Source organism: Actinotignum schaalii (assembly GCF_028864145.1).
Lineage (GTDB): Bacteria > Actinomycetota > Actinomycetes > Actinomycetales > Actinomycetaceae > Actinotignum > Actinotignum schaalii_B.
This window is the reverse complement of sequence record NZ_JARBHJ010000026.1, coordinates 1-17,245: the sequence shown is the minus strand read 5'-3', so window position 1 is coordinate 17,245 and position 17,245 is coordinate 1. Positions and strand designations below refer to the sequence as shown.

The window sequence follows — 17,245 nt, the reverse complement described above, 5'->3', positions numbered from 1 at the left end:
AAAATGTAGCGGAAACTGGCGCCAAAGTGAGAATTTTCTGCGAAATCACCGCGTGTCGGTTAAGACATACATCACAACTCCCACCAATTTCCACAGTTGTCACAGGATTTGCGCGCCCGCAGCGCCCCCGTTTACCGGCGCGAAGGCCCGGCTTAAGGGCATAATGAGTAAGGTTCAGGATGCCCCGGGGCCGGCCAGCGCCGCGAAAGCGAGCGCGCGGGCCCGGGCGTCGTCGTCGAAGAAAGGTTCCCCGGTGTCGCGACTTGTCGCTTTCATCCGCTCCCATCCCCGCCCCTTCAAAATCACTTTCTATGTGCTGGTGATCGCCGGGGTGGCGGCCGTGGCTCGTACCCAACTCCAGGAGTTGAGCGGGGAGCACATGGCGCGGGTGCTCAGCGAGACACCGCCGATAGTCCTCGTGGAACTCGTGGCTCTCGGTTTCCTCGCCTTTACCGCCACCGGTATTTATGACATTTTCGCCTCGCGGCATTTCGGGGTAGAGATCCCGGTGGGAACGGCAGCGAAAATCGGGTGGATCGCCCAGGCGTTCAACAATTTTGCCGGCCTGGGTGGGCTAACCGGCGGGGCGATTCGCTCGCGCTACTACAAGCGGGCCGGAGCCTCCACCAAAGCCGCCGTGGATGCGAGCGTTGCGGTATGGGCCGCGAATCTGCTCGGGCTTTTCGCCATGCTGCTGGCCACCCTGCCTTTCGCTTTCCGCTACGACGGGCGTTTCCTGGTGGTACCGGTGGTGGCCTGCCTGTATATCCCCGTGTATTTCCTGGCCGGCAAGGTCCATTTCTGGAAGATTGACCTGCGCAACACCGCGATTGGCACCCAGAATTTCCGGCAAAAACTCCAGATGCTTTTCGCCTCTGTTGCTGATTGGCTGGCCGCGGCGGTGTTCTTCTGGATTTGCGTACGCACCTTCCTGGGTGAGGTTTCCTTCGTGCAGGCGGTGTTTGTATACGCCACTGCCACCCTGGTGGGCCTGCTCAGCTTCATCCCGGCGGGCCTGGGAACTTTCGATCTCACCGTTATCGTCTTCTTCCAGCACCTCGGTTTTGATTCCTCCACTCTGGTGCTCGCGATTATTGTTTACCGCGTTACTTATTACGCGCTACCGTGGCTGGCGGCCACCGTGTACTGGCTGGCCGAATACGCCTACCCGCGCCTGGGCCTGGAGGATCGGGATAAGCGTGAACGCTGGCTCATTAATGCGCTGTCCACCGGCGTGGTGATCTTGGGGATTTTCTCCATCGTCAATGCTTTCGCGCCTTCCTTTTACGCGCGGGTGGCGCTGCTGCATGTATTCCTCCCTCACGAAATGATTCGCTCCTCGCGTATTGTCTCGCTGCTGGTGGGGATTATGTTGCTTATTTTGGCGCGCGGGGTGCGCCAGCGGGTCAGCCGTGTCTTCCCCATTATTTTGATTCTGCTGGGTGTGGCCGCGGTGGCCTCGGTGGCGCGCGGGCTGGATACCGGCGCGATTATCGTCATTATTCTGTTCTCGATTCTGCTCTACCTGGCGCGCGGGGCTTTCAACCGTGAACCCCTCCCCTTCGAGTGGCCTTCTTTCGCGTTTTCCGCGGTTATCGCGGTGGGGATCCCGCTGGGGATTTTTGCCTGGCGCTGGATCCACGGAGCCCCGCAGGCGCACGTGTACCCCACGGCCCATGCGCTCCTCACCGGGCTGAGCATGATCTGCTTCGTTTCCCTTATTTCCCTCGCGTTACTTTTCTCGCGGTCCCGTGCCCCGCATTTCGAGCTACCCACCCCGGATGATGTGCAGCGGTTCGAAACGTTCCTGCGCCAGCACAATGCCGGCAACGCTTTCACCCATCTTTTCTACCTGGGTGATAAGCAGGTCTTTTATTCTTCTAACGGGCGTGCCGCGCTGCTCTACCGGCCCTACCGTTCCTCCATGCTGGTGCTCGGCGATCCGTTCGGGGATGAAGCTGCTTTCGAGGAGCTTTTCGAGGAATTCGTCACCTACGCCGATGAGCACGGCTGTTCGGTCGCGATTTATGAGATTGCGGATATCTACCTGGGCGCCTGCGCAAATATCGGTTTCTCCTTCGTGAAAATCGGGGAGGATGCCACCGTGGATCTGGCCACGTATTCCAATGTGGGGAATAAGGGCAAAGTTTTCCGGCGTATGCGTAACCGCATGGGTGAGAAGGGCACGCATTTCGAAGTGCATTTCCCGCCCTACCCTCCCGAATTCATTGAGGAACTGCGCGAGGTTTCGGACGCGTGGCTGGGCAAACGTTCGGAAATGGGCTTCTCCCTCGGTTTCTTCGACGCCTCCTATATTGGCCGCACCCCGGTGCTGCTGGTGCGCGGAGAGGAACGTATCGAAGGTTTCGCAAGCCTCATGCCGATGGCCCCGGGGGTCGCTTCCGTGGACCTTATGCGCATCCGCCCGGACGCCCCGGGCGGCACCATGGATGGTATTTTCGTTTCCCTTATTGAATGGGCAAAAGAAAACGGGTACACCCACGTGAACCTGGGGATGGCGCCCATGTCCAATACGGGTACCACGCGCTTTTCGCGGGCGCGTGAAAAGGTGGTGCGCGTAATCTACGATTTCGGCGACCGTCTCTACAATTTCAAGGGCTTGCGTTCCTACAAGGAAAAGTTCAAGCCGCGCTGGCAGTCCCGCTATCTTGCGTATACCGGCACGACGGCGCTCACCCCCACCATCCTGGGACTCCTCGACGTCATCCAGCATCCGGATCGCAGCCGCGGGGCAATTCCGTTGCAATGGAGCCTGCCTGCGCCCTGCCCTAATGGGGGCGACGACGCCGCAGCTGCCGTTCCGGCAGCTGATACTACGGCTGCCAGTGCGGCTGGAAAGGAAGGTGCCTGATGGCCAAGCGCCCCTCGATGCGCAATCCGGAGACGCCGATGGATGAATTCGGCACGGTGGTGCTGCGCGAGCCCACCCAGAATGCTACTAGTGCCTTCCTCAACGCGTCGCCGCCACGGGAATTTGAGCTGAAAGAAGCCCAGCGAAAGGCCGCCGATACACAAGTACGTGGTCTTTTCCCTCAGGCGCGAATTTGGCACCTTCACGCGCGCCCGCGCCGGAATGCGCTCAAGGGAATTACTGCTTTTATTGCTAGCATTTTCGACCTTGACCTCTTCCGGATCTGGTTCAAGGAAAAGGCACCGCGCGCTTTTTACCTGGTAGATGAGCGTGTAGGCCAGCTCCTTGTCCGCGTGACAGATGCAGATCTTGAGGCGATTGCACTTCCCACGCCACCCGCGCCCGTAACCAAGCGCCGCTTCACCCTCGGGCAAGATGCATTCTTACGCGAAGAAGAACTTGCCTGAATAGCACGAGCTATTCTTCCTGGGCGGCTACTGCATTCTGACCCGTTGCTGCTTTGCGGGAGCGGCGGCGTTCTTTCCACGTCATGCGCGCGAGCACCCCGATGGTGCCCAGTACCCCCGCTCCGTAGGCAATAGCGAACCACGGGAAGCGCGGGAGATCGGAGGGCTTATTCGCGGCTTTCACGTCTTCCACCGGCGTGGGAATAATGCGCTCGCCCGTGACCAGGATGCGATGGGAGTTAATGCCGAGCGGGGTGCAGGTCACCAGGGTGACGAGGTCTTTGCCTTCTTCTACCCGTAGGGTATCGGTATCTTCCGGGGCTACTACTTTGGTATCCCGCACGCGGTAGGTGAGTACATCACCGAACACTTCGATGGTGAAGGTATCCCCCACGTTAACTTTGTTGAGGTCGGTGAACATACGGGCGTTGGCGAGGCCGCGGTGCGCGGTGATAACGGCGCGGGTGCTCGGCCCGCCCACCGGCAGCGAGGTGCCTTCCAGGTGGCCGGCCGCACGGTTGAGTACTTCATCTGAAGTACCGTGGTAGACGGGTAGGTCAACGTCAATAGTGGGGATGCGGAGCCGGGCCATGAGGCCTTCGGAGTCGGCGGCAAGAATTTTTTCGTACGGCCAGATGCCGTCCGCTGCGGTGGTGTCGCCGGTGCCGGTGGCTTTCCGTTCATTGGCTTCCAAGATTGCGCCGGCGTTGAATGCTTCGTTATAGGCGTGCGCGGCGGCTAGCTGGGTATCTTTATCAGGCTGGGCGGTGGCGATTTGTTCGGAGTAGGCGCCGGTAACTTTGGATTGCTCGTATTGGGAGAGCCAGGCGGCGGCGTGCGGGTACACCAGTAGGGTGAGGCCGAGGATAACGAGGAGCCCGATGAGGTAGGGCAGCAGCAGGTTTTTCTTCATGAGATACAGACCCGGGTGGGGAGGTACCAGATGGCACCTCCCCACCCGTTCGGTAGGCCGCGAGTGTTACGCGGTCAGTTCTGTGCTTAGGCGTTCACCGCACGATTGCGGCGAACCTGAGCGACGGTCAAGCCACCAGCAGCACCCAGCAGCGCGAGGCCACCGAGGGTGAGCATGAGCTGGCCGGCAGCACCGGTCAGCGGCAGGTTCGGACCATCATGCTTGGTGTTGTCGATGTTCAAAAGAACATTTGTAGCAACGCCCTTCTGAACTGTAACTCGCTTGACTTCGGTGCTAATCACGTAACCAGCAGGAGCCTTCTTTTCCTTGAGGAAGAAGTCCTTCTGCTCGGCATCGCCAAGTACCAGGCCCGGGAAACGAACCTTGCCTTCATCATCCGATGTCGCAGAAGCAATAGGATTAGTTCCAGCATTCGCATCCTGCTCAGAACCGAATACTTCGAACTCCGCACCCTTCAGAGGCTTCTGATTGTCCTTATCACGCTTCAGGACGAGGAGCTCACCGAGCTTAACCGGACGATCCGAACGCGTCTTATCCACGCCGGGATTGTAGTCATTCACGATGGGACCGAAGGAGTTAGGGATTTCACCATTGTTCGGGAGCCCCGTGATCTGAGTGGTGAGTTCAACCTTGAATTGCTGCCCAGCCTGCACCTTCTTAAGACCAGCATCGGTAAGCTGCACTGTCACCTTTTGGCGGGTAGTCACATCGTTGGCCTCTTTAGTTTCAGGAGCAACGGTGATCGTATAATCAGTCGTAGCGGTAAGAACGGTGTTATCGAGTGAGACCGTAGCACCAACATACTTGAGGTGCTGATCGAGGTTATCCTCCATACCGATCTTCTTGTAAGTCTGGTCCTTTGCCAAAGCAGGAATCTGGTACTGAATATCCCACTTAACGTTGTCGCCAACCTTGCGGGAATCAGTATCCTTCAGCTTCTTGGTACCATCATCTGCAATGGTGTTCTTCGGGTAAGCGTGAATGTCGTAGATCCACTCAGCCTTATCGTTTACCTTCGAGGGGAAGGGGATGGAGACGAAGAAGGGCTGAGCCTTTTCGGTGACGTTGTGAGTACCGGTGTCACCTTCACGCACAAGGTAAACTCCAGCAGCGAGATTCGCAAAGACGGTCTTTCCACCATTCTCGGTCTTCTGGCTTGTCGGAGCGCCCAGAGTAAGCTGCTGATTATCGACGGTTGCCTGCGATGTGGCAGCGTTGTACTTCAGCTTCGAGATCTTTCCCCAGTCTTCTGGCTTGGTCAGGTCAATCCCCTGCACCTGCTGAATGATGAACTCGACACCGTCGAGAGCTTCTGCACCCTGCGGAACATCCGTGATCTCGCGGCCGTTATTCGGCTTGTCCCAGGCCGGGTTCTTGTACTTGTGAACCGTGATGGAGCCTGTCTTCTCAAGGTTCGGATTGCCGAGCGTATCGGCGTTGGGCACAGCGTGGGCCCCGGGTGCGAGCACCAGACCAGCGGCGCCCAGCAGGGCGGTGATCAGGGCGGCGAGCACCGCGCGGATAGATTTCTTCAGCTGCATGGTAGTCCTCTCCGTGATTGCAGCACATATTGCTTCAATTAGTTGTGTGGTTATTTTTGCCCGAAGGGCGGCGTTAGCTGCGCAGTTTTACGTGCACAGTTCTCAGTGGCTGAGCCTTTATTCCACGCTCACCCCCGGTTTCGCCGTCTGATCATCACGATACTCACCAGGAGCACAGCTCCCCCGAGCACCGCGAAGCCTGCCGTGCGGAACGCGTCCTCGCTCCACCCACCGGTGAGTGGGAGCGGCGGTGCCTCACGAAGCTTGTTATAAATCACGCCGAGATTCAGTTCCACGGGTTCGTTACGATCATTCGTGACGGTCGTGGCGCCCACCTCCACGGTTTTCACCTCGGTGGACTTCACATAGCCCAGCGGCGCAGTCTTTTCTTCCAGAGTGTAGGTACCCCAGGGAACGTTTTCCAGGCGCAACTTACCCGGGCGAGGATCCTTATCCTGCCAGAGCTTCGTAGCCGGGCACGCCTGCGCGTTCTCCCCCACGCAATCGCTTACCTCGAAAGGCCGCCCATGCTGATCGCGCACCGTCCACACGGATCCCTTGAGGAATTTCTCCGACCCGGTTTCCTTCTTTTCCCAGACGATGGTGCCACGCACGCGATCATTCTTAATGATGACCGGCGGATTCTGCTGCGCCGTCGTTACTACCTGCGGCGCGCCAGCGGGCCGGTACCCGCGCGGCGCAGACTTTTCATCCACCACGTAGCGCCTGCCAATGAGCACATTGTCCCACCTAGCCCGACCGTATCCGTCCGTGGTGCGCTCGCCTTGACGCGGCTCGCCGGCATCGCAACGTCCGTTCCCGTTGGTATCCTCGCACAGGTCGAAAACGGCTCCGGGCAGCGGATCATTCCAGTCGCTATCGCGCTTCTCCACGGTCAAAGACGTCACCTTCGGGCTATTCAACACCGAACACGTGAGATTCCCGTTCACAGCGGGCGAGGTCACTTCCCCGAGGAAAGCACCGCCCTCTTCGCGCTGCCCGCGCACCTGAACATTCCGCCCCAGCTTGTCCGTGCAGCTCCACACTTTGTTGTAGTCACTGAGCGACGACGCTGAACCGCCGGCCATCTGCTCCTTGAGCACATACACGCGATCCCGGCCACGCAGCATCTTGCGCGTCGGCGTTTGGGGACCATCGGCTTGGCCCGTCGTCGTAACAGATTCGGTATACGGGGCGCCGCCCAGCGGATTCGTACCCGGATTCTTCTCAGACACGGTCACCGTGAACTGGTCGCGGTCATTCAAGCGCTTGGTGATGTTCTTCTCCGCGCTGATGGTAGGCAGCTCCGCGCATCCTTCAGTATCGGCAATCGCCTGATCCGCCCACTGCCCGTTCGGGTCAGTGGGTGCCTTGGGCACCTGGAAGACCGGATTTCCGTTGTTCCTCACCTGACCGGAAATAATATCGACTTCGTAAACCCGAGCTTGAGGAAGACCTGCCTGTCCCGGCTGCAGGTTCCCGTGCTGACCGGTATAACGGCCCGAGATATAAAACAACCCATTCGGACCGGCTGCCAGACCATCCGGCTCGAACATTCGAAGGTTCATGAAGAATGCGCGAATCAGCGTGCTCGGGAGCTTAGGTAAATTCCGATTCCGGATCGTGCCCAGATTGATCACCGGGTTCGTGCTTGAGCCACTCGGGCTTGCGTACTGCCTGTTCTCGATCGCCTGGTTATATGCATTCTCGAGATCTGCCGCATCAATACGGTCAATGCGCATCTGGCTGAGACCCGAAAAATCAAGACCCTGGTTATTTTTACGGCCCTCGGAAGAACCGGAGAGTAGATAAAGATTGCCTTCTTTATCGAAAATAAGATCAGAGAAAATGGCAGAGGACAGGCTGGTGGTCTCCAGGTAGCCGAGGGGCACCAAGTTTTTCGTGACCGGATCGAACACCACAAGCTTACGCTTGGAGGTGTAAGGATCATTCGGCCTCCCAGGCTTCGCCTTACCCGCGTCACCGACCATAAAGTATTTACCATCCGGGCCCGGAGACATCGTTCCACCCTTGATCGGCATCTCCGGCGACAGCACTTTGTACCTCTCGAGGGATTCGTATCCCTTATCTCCGGTATTGCTGATACGCCCGTGAGCAATCCAGGTTTCCGGGCTAGCTCCGGGTGTAGTTTCTCCGCGTAACTCGGTGTGCCACATGGACCCATCCGCGGCAATCGCCAGCGCGTCGTAACCGACCTTTTTCGGACCAGCGGTCCAGTCCTTTCTCCATTCCACGCGCCCGACAGGTTCGGAACCAAGACTTCCGTTCGGCTTGACAGTAAGAAGGTTAATTTCACCCTTACCTGAGCTCATGGAGTAAAAACCCCGGCCGGAGCACTGCTGCATTGAGGTTGGCCGCACATTACGCGGGGCGAAGCGATTCGGAGGCGCAGCCAGCAGACTGGCGGAGCCGTCCCGCGGGGCAACTTCCGGCTGCTCAAGAATTCCGAGCTGCTCGCGCCAGCTCTTCTGCGCCCGATCCAGCGGAGTGGCGCCCTCGGCGGTTTCCGCGGCTTCCTTATCGGTATCCGGTACCGGGGTAGGTTCGGTGGTGCCGTCTGTTCCTTCTGCCGTTTCCGCTTCTGCCGTGCCTTCTTCAGCGCTGGGCGACGGCGCCACCGGGCTGACGGGCTCGGGCTGCTCAGGATCCGTGGCACCAGTGCCAGGCTCCGGAGCTTCCGAGGCGGCCTGGTCGCTGGCATCTTGAACGGTGGTAACACCAGGGGTGGGATGAGGTGCCGGGGTACCCGAAAAAGGGACACCCGTGGCGTGGCTGGTCATGAGTGCGGCCACGATCGTCGCAACCGTTGCCGGTATCGCCCGAAAATTCACGCTCATCCTGTCCATTACACGAAGGTTCGATCACCAGAAGTGGTTTATCGGCCCGCCGTATAACTAATAGTTATCAATCGGCTTAATAAGCTACGGGAATGAATACCTACTGTCCAGTAGGTCGAAACGTGATTCATATCCGCCAAAGTTCCCAGACAGCTTTCAGCCTGAAAATTTTTTGCAAATCTTTACACTCGGCAAATTGGCATACTATGGCGCAAAAATCCCCAGAAATGGCACCCCCCCCCCCGCATTTTTCACAGTACCGTAGCACGGCAAATTCTAGGACCCTTGACCTAAAATCGTTGATCTCAAATAAAGTTTCACCGATTAGTAAAGAATTTTATGTTGCGAGCGCCACACGATAATTGACGAAAAGTACGTAATATGTCCATGGTTGTCTAGTGACAAATTTGGCACGATAGTCGGTGTTCATCCACTGGGCACACTCCGGGAGTAGTTGAACGAGTCCACGACCGGGTTTACGATCAAGTTATGTCACGCAAAGATCCGCAGCTTCTTACCGGGCTCCTCACCACCATGGGAGCGCTGCATTTCATCGCTCCCGAGCCCTTCGATTCCATCATCCCACCCCAGCTTCCCGGCGAACCGCGGGCATATACCCTCGCCTCCGGGGTAGCGGAATTGATGACGGCCGGGCTTATTGCACACCGCCGCACCCGCAAGCTCGGTGGTGCGGCTGCCATCGCACTATTCCTCGCCGTTTTCCCAGCGAATATCTACATGGCTTACCAGTGGCGGAATCAGCCCTGGCCGCTCAAGGCTATTGCTTACGGACGGCTCCCCCTCCAAGCCCTGCTCATTAAGCAAGGACGGAATGTCATGAAAATGGCTGACGCTGAGGTGGAAGCCGACGCGAAGGCAGATACGGGAGCATAAACCCGATAGAACACCGATGCTGGCTCGGGTAGCTTTGGGCCGGTGAGCTGCGCCGTCGTACCCACCTGTACAGACGCAAGCTCGGCAAAAATCGTTACACAGCGGCACACAACGGTGGCGGCCGCTCCCCGCGGGGAAACGGCCGCCACGTTTATTGAGCCGAGTACCAGCTATTCCGAGGCGGGGCTTAACGCTCCACTTCCCCGCGGATGAAAGCCTCCACCGCCGCGCGAGCTTCTTCATCGGGGCGCTGCTGCGCCGGCGACTTCATGAAATAGGCACTGGCGGAAAGCAGCGGGCCACCGATACCGCGATCAAGGGCGATCTTGGCGGCGCGGATCGCGTCGATGACCACGCCGGCGGAGTTCGGGGAGTCCCAGACCTCGAGCTTGTATTCCAGTTTGACAGGGATATCGCCGAAGTTACGCCCTTCCAGGCGCACGAAAGCAAATTTGCGATCCTCGAGCCACGGAACCCAATCCGAGGGACCCACGTGGATATCATGCGGGTCGAGCTGCTGGGTGATATTGCTGGTGACGGCCTGGGTTTTAGAAATTTTCTTCGATTCCAGGCGCGAACGTTGCAACATATTCTTGAAGTCCATATTGCCGCCCACGTTGAGCTGGTACGTATGATCAAGAGAAATCCCACGCTCTTCGAAAAGGCGAGCGAGTACCCGGTGGGTGATAGTCGCACCGATCTGGCTCTTAATATCGTCACCCACAATTGGCACGCCCGCGTCCGTAAACTTCTGGGCCCACTCTGGGTTGGAGGCAATGAACACCGGCATGCAATTAATCATGGCCACGCCGGCATCAACGGCGGCCTGCGCGTAGAACTTTGCGGCTTCTTCGGAGCCGACCGGGAGGTAGGAGACCAGCACATCGGCCCGTGCTTCCTTGAGCGCGGCCACCACATCAACGGGTTCGGCATCGGATTCGGTAATGGTGGCGCGGTAGTACTCCCCCAGGCCATCCAGGGTGGGGCCGCGCAGCACCTCCACTCCGGTGGGTGCCACATCGCAGATTTTAATTGTGTTATTTTCGCTGGCGTTGATCGCGGTGGCCAGGTCGGCGCCGACTTTCTTGGCATCGACGTCGAAGGCCGCAACGAACTCAATATCGCGGATATGGTAATCGCCAAATACCACATGCATCAGGCCCGGGACCGTTTCGCTTTCAGATGCGCCGTGGTAGTAGGTCACGCCCTGCACCAGCGAGGACGCACAATTACCTACTCCCACAATGGCAACGCGAATCGACATACGGTTACTCCTTTGTAGTTATTGATGAAACGTGATTGTTTTTTCAGTCATCGATGCGGCGGGTGCCGCGGTGAGCGAGACTGAACGGGGCACCTGCGCCCCCATCACCAAGCCACTATGTCACTAAAAAGTTCGTTTGTGAAGAGACCTTACGGGTCGAGATGGTCGAATGCCGCACCGAAATTGGCGGGCGCAGTGGTATGGGGCGGCGACTTTATGGCGTCGCCGCCCCACAATGAGTCACATTAATGTGTCGAGTACAAGGTGCTTAGCTGCGCCGTCGTACCACCATCACTCCTCCCGCTCCCAGGCACGCGATACCCGCCAGCGTCAGGGCTGGGCCGGCCATAGAAGTTCCCGTTTTCACGAGCTGCTCCCGAGGTGTAGGTGTGGTTGTAGGCGTGGGAGTTTGCGAGGGAACCGGCGGTGTTGTTGCCGGAACCGACGGAGTCGGCGTAACCGAAGGCGCCGGCGGCTGGGTTGCCGGCACGGTCGGCGTGGGCGTTTCCGTAGGAGTTGCGGTTGGTGTTGGCGTATCGGAGGGAGTCGGTGTGGGTTCCGGAGTTTCCGAACACGAGGGCGTTGGTTCCGGGGTCTCCGACTCCGTGGGAGTTGGAGTCGGCGTTGGCGTGGGCGGCGGCACGATAGAGTTCGTCACCACGAATCCGTCCGTCATATCACCGGTCACAGTCGAGGTATACCCGTCAACAGAATCCTCCACAATCGTGTAGTTGATGAGGTAGCCTTCCGCGCACTTGTCCACGTCAGCAAAGGTTGCCTTCCAGCCTTCCGCCGCGCCAACAGTCTTGCGAGCAACTTCCTTACCGTCCCCCAGCAGCACGAAAGTGATGTTCTCCGGGCGTGTCTGCTTAGCGTTATCGTCATCCTGCCACGCCTTCGTTGCCGAGACATCCGTAGCCAAGGTATTGGTGAACCGGAATGTACCATCCGGATTCAGGTCAACATCGCTGCGGTACCCGGGGGTAGGAATTTCGGTGATGTTATATTCGACTTCATTATCGGTCCAGGTAGGGCCGGCAAGTTCATACCTGGGGACACTGAACGTAAAATTCCACTCATCGACCGTTGAGGGGTAATTAACGACCTCGTATTCATGCTTGCTGGCTTCATAGCGTGGATTGATCCAGAGCTGCTCGCTGCGATCCTGGTACACCTTGAACACTGCGTATTTGATGGTTTCCTTGGGTAATTCCTTTTGCAGGTTACCTTCCGCATCGCGAGTGTACTGGGTCCCCCACAGTTCCAAGGTGATGAAATCTGGGTGTTCCTCAGCCGGGCAAGCTATCCGCGCGGCCGGGCTATCGACCGGTTGGGCCTGCGAGTAAGCTGTGATGCCCAGCAAGCCCAGCAGAAGCGCAACGGCCATCGCGCCGAGTTTACGTAGATGCGTCATATTTCCTCCCTCCATCGGCTCAGCCACGCCCGGTGCGCGCGACGTCTTCATCGCCGCATTCCGGCCGCGAAAAGGCGTGTTTTCGTATTTTCGCGCGGCTGCTTGTTTCATCATCGCTTATGCGGTGCGCGGCCATTACGGGAACTAAGTCCCACGGCTCTAGTACGACGACGCAGCCACTTCCCTCACCAGCGCATATGCCACGATGGCGCGGAAAAACTGGTTGTGAGAAACTGGGGTATGTCCCAAGAAATGCGCATCGTCATGCCTAAATATCAAGCTACGCTGGAACCGCCGGTTATTGGAACGGCCCTCGTGGATGCATCGGTCAGCTATGACGGATTACCTGTGGCGATCTGGAGTACGGCTGAGGACTTGCGTAAGTTTTTTGGGCGGTCAAACGGCGGTTGTACCGCCAACGCATATATCGATGGAGTCGTTGATGCCCTGCTAACGCGGCATAATGCCGACGGCAAGATTATCCAGAAAACACCTATTTTTCGATTCCCTGTTTGCTTCCCCAGTATCCAATCCTTACCTTCGGGAGCCTTTCTTATTGTCGGAGGGCGAAGCGAGTGGTCTGTAGAGGAGAACCGTGCCGGACACAATGCTTTCATCTACAACTTCGAGGGCAAGTTGATCAGGAGCGGAACTGTTGGGGATGCGATAGACGAGGTTCAAGCGCTGGGCGACGGAACTTTCTGGACCAGCTACTTCGATGAAGGCATAGGTGAAGATCTTGGTTGGGTTCCGCAATTTCCAAGCAACGACGCCAACCTGCCCCCTCGTGAACCCATTGAGGTCACCGGACTCATTCATTGGAATAGTGAACTGGAACCGATATGGGTTTATCCCACCATGGAAGAACTACGCCCGCAATTCGGTGATCGAGGCGCTTTCTACGCAACGATGTTCCACATGTCCTCCATGAATTTTGACGTGGATCAGACAGTTGTTCTCCCAAGTACATCGTGTTCCATCATTACAATTGAGAATCACGCAATCACCAGATACGTTGACACCCAAGGAGAATTCAAAGGGGTGCCCGGCGTGGCAATCTCCGGTGACCGCGTCCTTATTTGGTCCTGGCGTGGTAAACCGATCATCACACTCATTGATATAAGCGACGGGTACCGAGTAGTTGAGAACTGTGAGCTACGCTATCCGAAAGAATTCGATACCAGCCCGTCCTCGTCCTCGAATTACATTGGACCTACCATCCACGATATTGATGAGAATGGCGTCTGGATAACCCTGGATATCAACGATGTGTGGCCGGATGGGTAGCATGAGCGGTGCGGCGTCGTCGTACCTTAGCGTGAAAAAGTGAAGCGAGGGAAAGGTCGAAGAAATGCGCGTTATCACGCCCCGGTACCAAGCAACTCTGCAACCGCCAGTTAAGGGCGCTGTTCTTGTGCAAGCCTCCATTAGTTATCACGGGTTACCGGTGGTGATCTGGAGCGATGAAGAGGGATATGCGCGCTTCTTCGAACGTAACGAGAATTTTCCGCGGGTTTTCGTTTCTGAAGAAGCGGATGCGATTTTCGCGCTGCATAATGCTGACGGGACAGTGCGCATCGCATCGGCACCCGTCGATCTGCCCGTTTCCGTTCCCGATATCCAATACTTGCCTGACGGTACCTTCCTGGCCGTCGGCGCGCGATGCCGGTGGTCCAGCGACCGGCATGAAGCCACACACAACGCCTACATCTATACAGCGGACGGGGAGCTGGTGCGATCCGGGGTACTCGGTGATGGCATCCAAGATGTTCAGGCCCGCAGCGATGGAACCATCTGGACAAGTTATTTCGATGAAGGAATTCTCGGTAACTTCGGCTGGGATTTCGGAGTACGTGGAGAGGCCAGCGGGGAGGCGGAGAACCTTGCGATTGGATTTTGCGGGCTCTGCCGCTGGAATAGCGAGCTGCAAGCGGAATGGCTGTACCCCGACTGGCACGATGTGGAACCGGAGTTCGGTGAGGAGCTGGCACGCCTAACCTTTATTGCTGATTGCTATGCCATGAACTGTACCGATGAGCAGACGATTATTTGCCCCTACTCCGATTTCCCGCTGGTTACGATAACGGGAGATCGGATTACCCGAATTGTTGATACCCGTAAGGAAATACCGCGGCTGAGAGGTTTGGCGGTTTCGGGAAATCGTGTGCTGGCCTACGGTGATTATGACGAAACTATCTGTGCGCTAGCGGATACGAGCAACGGCTACCGCGAAATCACCCGCTGCCAGGTACAACATGCAGCCGATGCCGTGCTCCCCTATTACCCCGCAGGGTCCCGCGGCTCTGCGATCCACTTCATTGACAGTATTCATCGGTGGTTCGTGCTGGATGTGGATGAGGCGTGGGTGGAAGCGTGAAGCCGGCCGGAGAAGACTCCTGTGGCTAGCGCCCGACCTGGATTCGATTCCCGGCATCTCCACCTAAAGCTGCTCCCCTCTCCAATACATCGACGTCAAGAATTCAAAAATAGGTACAGATTCATACTCCGAAATAGAATTCGTACCTCTTTACATAGCAGCGGGAATAGCGCGCGCGGCGGTCGCGTTGTAGACTAGTGAATCCACCGCGTTACCGGCGTTGAATGCCGAGCGGGTGGAACTGTTTGATAACAGCATACGGGGATGATCGGTTTCGACGGCGGTAGTTAGTCGGAGGGAAGCGGGCCGAGGATGTAGAGTCACCTCGATAACGCTCTCTGCAAACCAATAGGTGCCAAGAACAAGAGCACCGATTTCGCCCTCGCTGCCTAAGCTAAGCGACCTGCGAAATCTGCTGAACTAGGTGTGCTTTCCGCCTAGACCTCAGCATCGTTGAGAAAGCCACTGGTGAGTACGTTTGCTACGGGCGTGCTCGCGACACCAACATAGATAGGTTCGTCAGGGCCTGGTTCGTGTGGAACCCTGGAGCCGAAAACAACTATCAACGAACTGCGCCCGGAGAATACTCCTTTGGCTATCGTCGGACCCGGGTTCGATTCCCGGCATCTCCACTTATGATGAGCACCCGCTCCGGTTTTCCGGCGCGGGTGCTTACTTTTGCACGGAAGTTCTTGTAGAATCAAATTGTGGGGAGAGTGATTCAATATGAGTGCTAGTGAAACTAGGATCGGCCAGCGCATCGCTGCCGCGCGTGCGTGCGTGGGAATGTCGCAGCGCGATTTAGCTGCAAGTTCTGGCCTGTCCCAATCCACAATCCACCGGATAGAAGCGGGCGAGCGTCCGGCAACTCTCATTGAGCTTTCCCTTATTGCTGACGCCTGCGGAGTTCTGGTCGATCATTTGCGGGGTACGGAGTCCATTCAGAGTGAGGTCTGTTATGCCGGCCGTACGGACACCGCGGGCGCTGAGGGTCTCTATGATTACCTTGTCTACGCTCTTGGTCTTGCCCGGCGCCTTGACGATATTGGGATTCCGGAGGCGGCATGAGCAACGAAGAAATCGCCCGGAAAGCCGCTGCGCAATTCCGCAAGGAACACGATTTAGGATCCGCCCCGATTCTCAGCGTAACCCAGCTACTTGAACGCGTTATGAACGTTGGTGTCGCGTTTGTTGCTGGTGCCGCACCTGGGCACGGGATGGTGGTGGACTGGGAAAATAAGCGGCTTGTTGCGGTGGGTTGTACGGATCAGCCCATGCAGCTACGTTCTACGCTTGCTCATGAACTTGGCCATCTGTGGCTAGGGCATCTTGACCGCCACATGAGCGCTTCGCGGGAATGGGGCACAGGTACTCCGCGGGAGGATCAGGCAGATGCTTTCGCTCGGCATTTCCTTATGCCAGCAGAAACTATAGCTGATGTCACGCAGAGAAACGAACCCACTCTAGCTGTGTTATCGGATCTTGTTCACAGCTACCTGGTTTCGCCGGCGGACGCTGCCGTTCAGCTTCGTGAGAATGGTGTTATCGACCAGAGTACATGTGAAGAATGGAGTGATATTCCCGCATCTTCACTTGCCGCGCAATTTGGATGGTTATCCGAATACAAGCTCCTCGCTGCACTGGCACAACAACCGCGCGCTCCTCAGAAACTTCTTGCTCGGGCGATTGAAGGCTATCGATGGGGTGCCATTGGCCCAGCCGCTATAGCGCGCCTGACAGGAAGAAATGATTACCACGTTCTGCTCAAAGAGTTGCGAGCAGCTGGAATCATTCCAGTTGAGACGCCGGATATTACGGCTACTGCCCCTCACGATACCGGTGCGGAACTAAGTGCTGAGGAATTGGCCCTTTTGACAGGTGAATCAGGCCGCACAACTCGGGAGCTGGCGATCTCAACGGGCGGATAGCTGCGATGTATATTCTCGACACGGGGCCGATCTTTAAATTCTTCGCCACAGATTGTGTACCACAGCTCGTGAAAGCACTGGGTGGTAACCCAGTGCACGTACCGGCAGCTGTGGAATTTGAAATCTACGACACTCCGAAACGTCGTCCTCAATTTATACGAGCTGCTGAGACATGGCCAAGATTTCCGGGACGGTTCAAACGCATTATCTCGGATGCTCCAACAGAGGATTTGCAGCAATGTTGTCGCGATGTTCTGGGAGTTGAGTTTGACGATATGTACTCCCTTACGAAGGATAGGGGCGAGAATATGGCCATCTTACACGGTGTTCTTCTAGCGAGATCCGGGGAAAGAGTTGTCATTGTTTGCGATGAGGAAAATGGAACTGCCCTGATCAAGAAACAGGCTCGTTTGCTCATGATCCAGCATCAGCGGGGGCTCCATGTGCCCGGCGGTGCGATAGCACATGCCACCACTCTCACTCTTCTGCAGTGGGCAATCGAACGGGGCGGGTTTAAGAATCGTGCCGAATTCATCAAAAAATACCATGCGATGGCGTCTTTAGATGAAGCGCTACCGAAAGACGTGGGCTTGTCAAGTTTTTTGTGTAAATGGTTTTATTTAGTTGGTTGGGAATCGGTCCGGGTAGTGAAGGGATAACTCGCCCAGTACTTTCTGCCAGCCCTGCACGCCTTGT

General features: G+C 57.1%; 13 protein-coding genes and 1 other RNA gene. 9 read left to right on the top strand and 5 right to left on the bottom strand.

Annotated features, from left to right (window positions below):
• The first annotated feature begins 163 nt into the window (after positions 1–163).
• Complete coding sequence (mprF, locus tag PWJ82_RS06525) at positions 164–2,872, top strand: bifunctional lysylphosphatidylglycerol flippase/synthetase MprF (RefSeq protein ID WP_274735924.1); 2,709 nt, start codon at positions 164–166, stop codon at positions 2,870–2,872.
• The gene (locus PWJ82_RS06520; RefSeq protein WP_274735923.1) at positions 2,872–3,339 is read left to right on the top strand and encodes a hypothetical protein; all 468 of its coding nucleotides are present in this window, start codon (positions 2,872–2,874) and stop codon (positions 3,337–3,339) included. Before mprF ends, PWJ82_RS06520 begins: the two co-directional genes overlap by 1 nt.
• Positions 3,340–3,349: 10 nt before the next feature.
• Here PWJ82_RS06520 and PWJ82_RS06515 read toward each other — a convergent pair whose 3' ends face one another.
• The 3 genes from PWJ82_RS06515 to PWJ82_RS06505 all read right to left on the bottom strand — a co-directional run bounded on the left by PWJ82_RS06515 (position 3,350) and on the right by PWJ82_RS06505 (position 8,672).
• Positions 3,350–4,252: a class C sortase gene (locus tag PWJ82_RS06515; protein ID WP_274735922.1), complete on the bottom strand. Its 903-nt coding sequence runs from the start codon at positions 4,250–4,252 to the stop codon at positions 3,350–3,352.
• Positions 4,253–4,338: 86 nt separating this feature from the next.
• Entirely contained in the window at positions 4,339–5,814 is a 1,476-nt protein-coding gene (locus tag PWJ82_RS06510) for a SpaH/EbpB family LPXTG-anchored major pilin (protein ID WP_274735921.1), read from the bottom strand.
• 128 nt (positions 5,815–5,942) lie between these two features.
• Positions 5,943–8,672: an MSCRAMM family protein gene (locus PWJ82_RS06505; protein ID WP_274735920.1), complete on the bottom strand. Its 2,730-nt coding sequence runs from the start codon at positions 8,670–8,672 to the stop codon at positions 5,943–5,945.
• Between the two features lie 489 nt (positions 8,673–9,161).
• Here PWJ82_RS06505 and PWJ82_RS06500 point away from each other — a divergent pair, with 489 nt between their 5' ends.
• Complete coding sequence (locus tag PWJ82_RS06500; RefSeq protein WP_274735918.1) at positions 9,162–9,566, top strand: DoxX family protein; 405 nt, start codon at positions 9,162–9,164, stop codon at positions 9,564–9,566.
• A gap of 187 nt (positions 9,567–9,753) precedes the next feature.
• Here PWJ82_RS06500 and PWJ82_RS06495 read toward each other — a convergent pair whose 3' ends face one another.
• On the bottom strand, positions 9,754–10,830 hold the full coding sequence (locus PWJ82_RS06495) for an inositol-3-phosphate synthase (RefSeq protein WP_274735917.1): 1,077 nt from the start codon (positions 10,828–10,830) through the stop codon (positions 9,754–9,756).
• A 268-nt stretch (positions 10,831–11,098) separates the two neighbouring features.
• Positions 11,099–12,295, bottom strand: a complete 1,197-nt coding sequence (locus PWJ82_RS06490; RefSeq protein ID WP_274735916.1) for a Cna B-type domain-containing protein — start codon at positions 12,293–12,295, stop codon at positions 11,099–11,101.
• Between the two features lie 189 nt (positions 12,296–12,484).
• Between PWJ82_RS06490 and PWJ82_RS06485 the strand changes: the two genes are divergently transcribed.
• The 6 genes from PWJ82_RS06485 (at position 12,485) to PWJ82_RS06460 (ending at position 17,208) form a co-directional block, all read left to right on the top strand.
• A complete protein-coding gene (locus tag PWJ82_RS06485) occupies positions 12,485–13,531 on the top strand; it encodes a hypothetical protein (RefSeq protein WP_274735915.1) in 1,047 nt (348 codons plus the stop codon).
• A gap of 64 nt (positions 13,532–13,595) precedes the next feature.
• On the top strand, positions 13,596–14,621 hold the full coding sequence (locus PWJ82_RS06480; protein WP_274735914.1) for a hypothetical protein: 1,026 nt from the start codon (positions 13,596–13,598) through the stop codon (positions 14,619–14,621).
• 260 nt (positions 14,622–14,881) lie between these two features.
• Positions 14,882–15,256, top strand: a transfer-messenger RNA (tmRNA) gene (gene ssrA, locus PWJ82_RS06475).
• Between the two features lie 91 nt (positions 15,257–15,347).
• Positions 15,348–15,689: a helix-turn-helix domain-containing protein gene (locus tag PWJ82_RS06470; protein WP_274735913.1), complete on the top strand. Its 342-nt coding sequence runs from the start codon at positions 15,348–15,350 to the stop codon at positions 15,687–15,689.
• Positions 15,686–16,549, top strand: coding sequence for an ImmA/IrrE family metallo-endopeptidase (locus PWJ82_RS06465; RefSeq protein ID WP_274735912.1), 864 nt, complete (start codon positions 15,686–15,688; stop codon positions 16,547–16,549). Before PWJ82_RS06470 ends, PWJ82_RS06465 begins: the two co-directional genes overlap by 4 nt.
• Before the next feature lie 5 nt (positions 16,550–16,554).
• Positions 16,555–17,208 (top strand): PIN domain-containing protein, encoded by a 654-nt coding sequence (locus PWJ82_RS06460; protein ID WP_274735910.1) that lies wholly within the window; start codon positions 16,555–16,557, stop codon positions 17,206–17,208.
• Positions 17,209–17,245 lie beyond the last annotated feature (37 nt).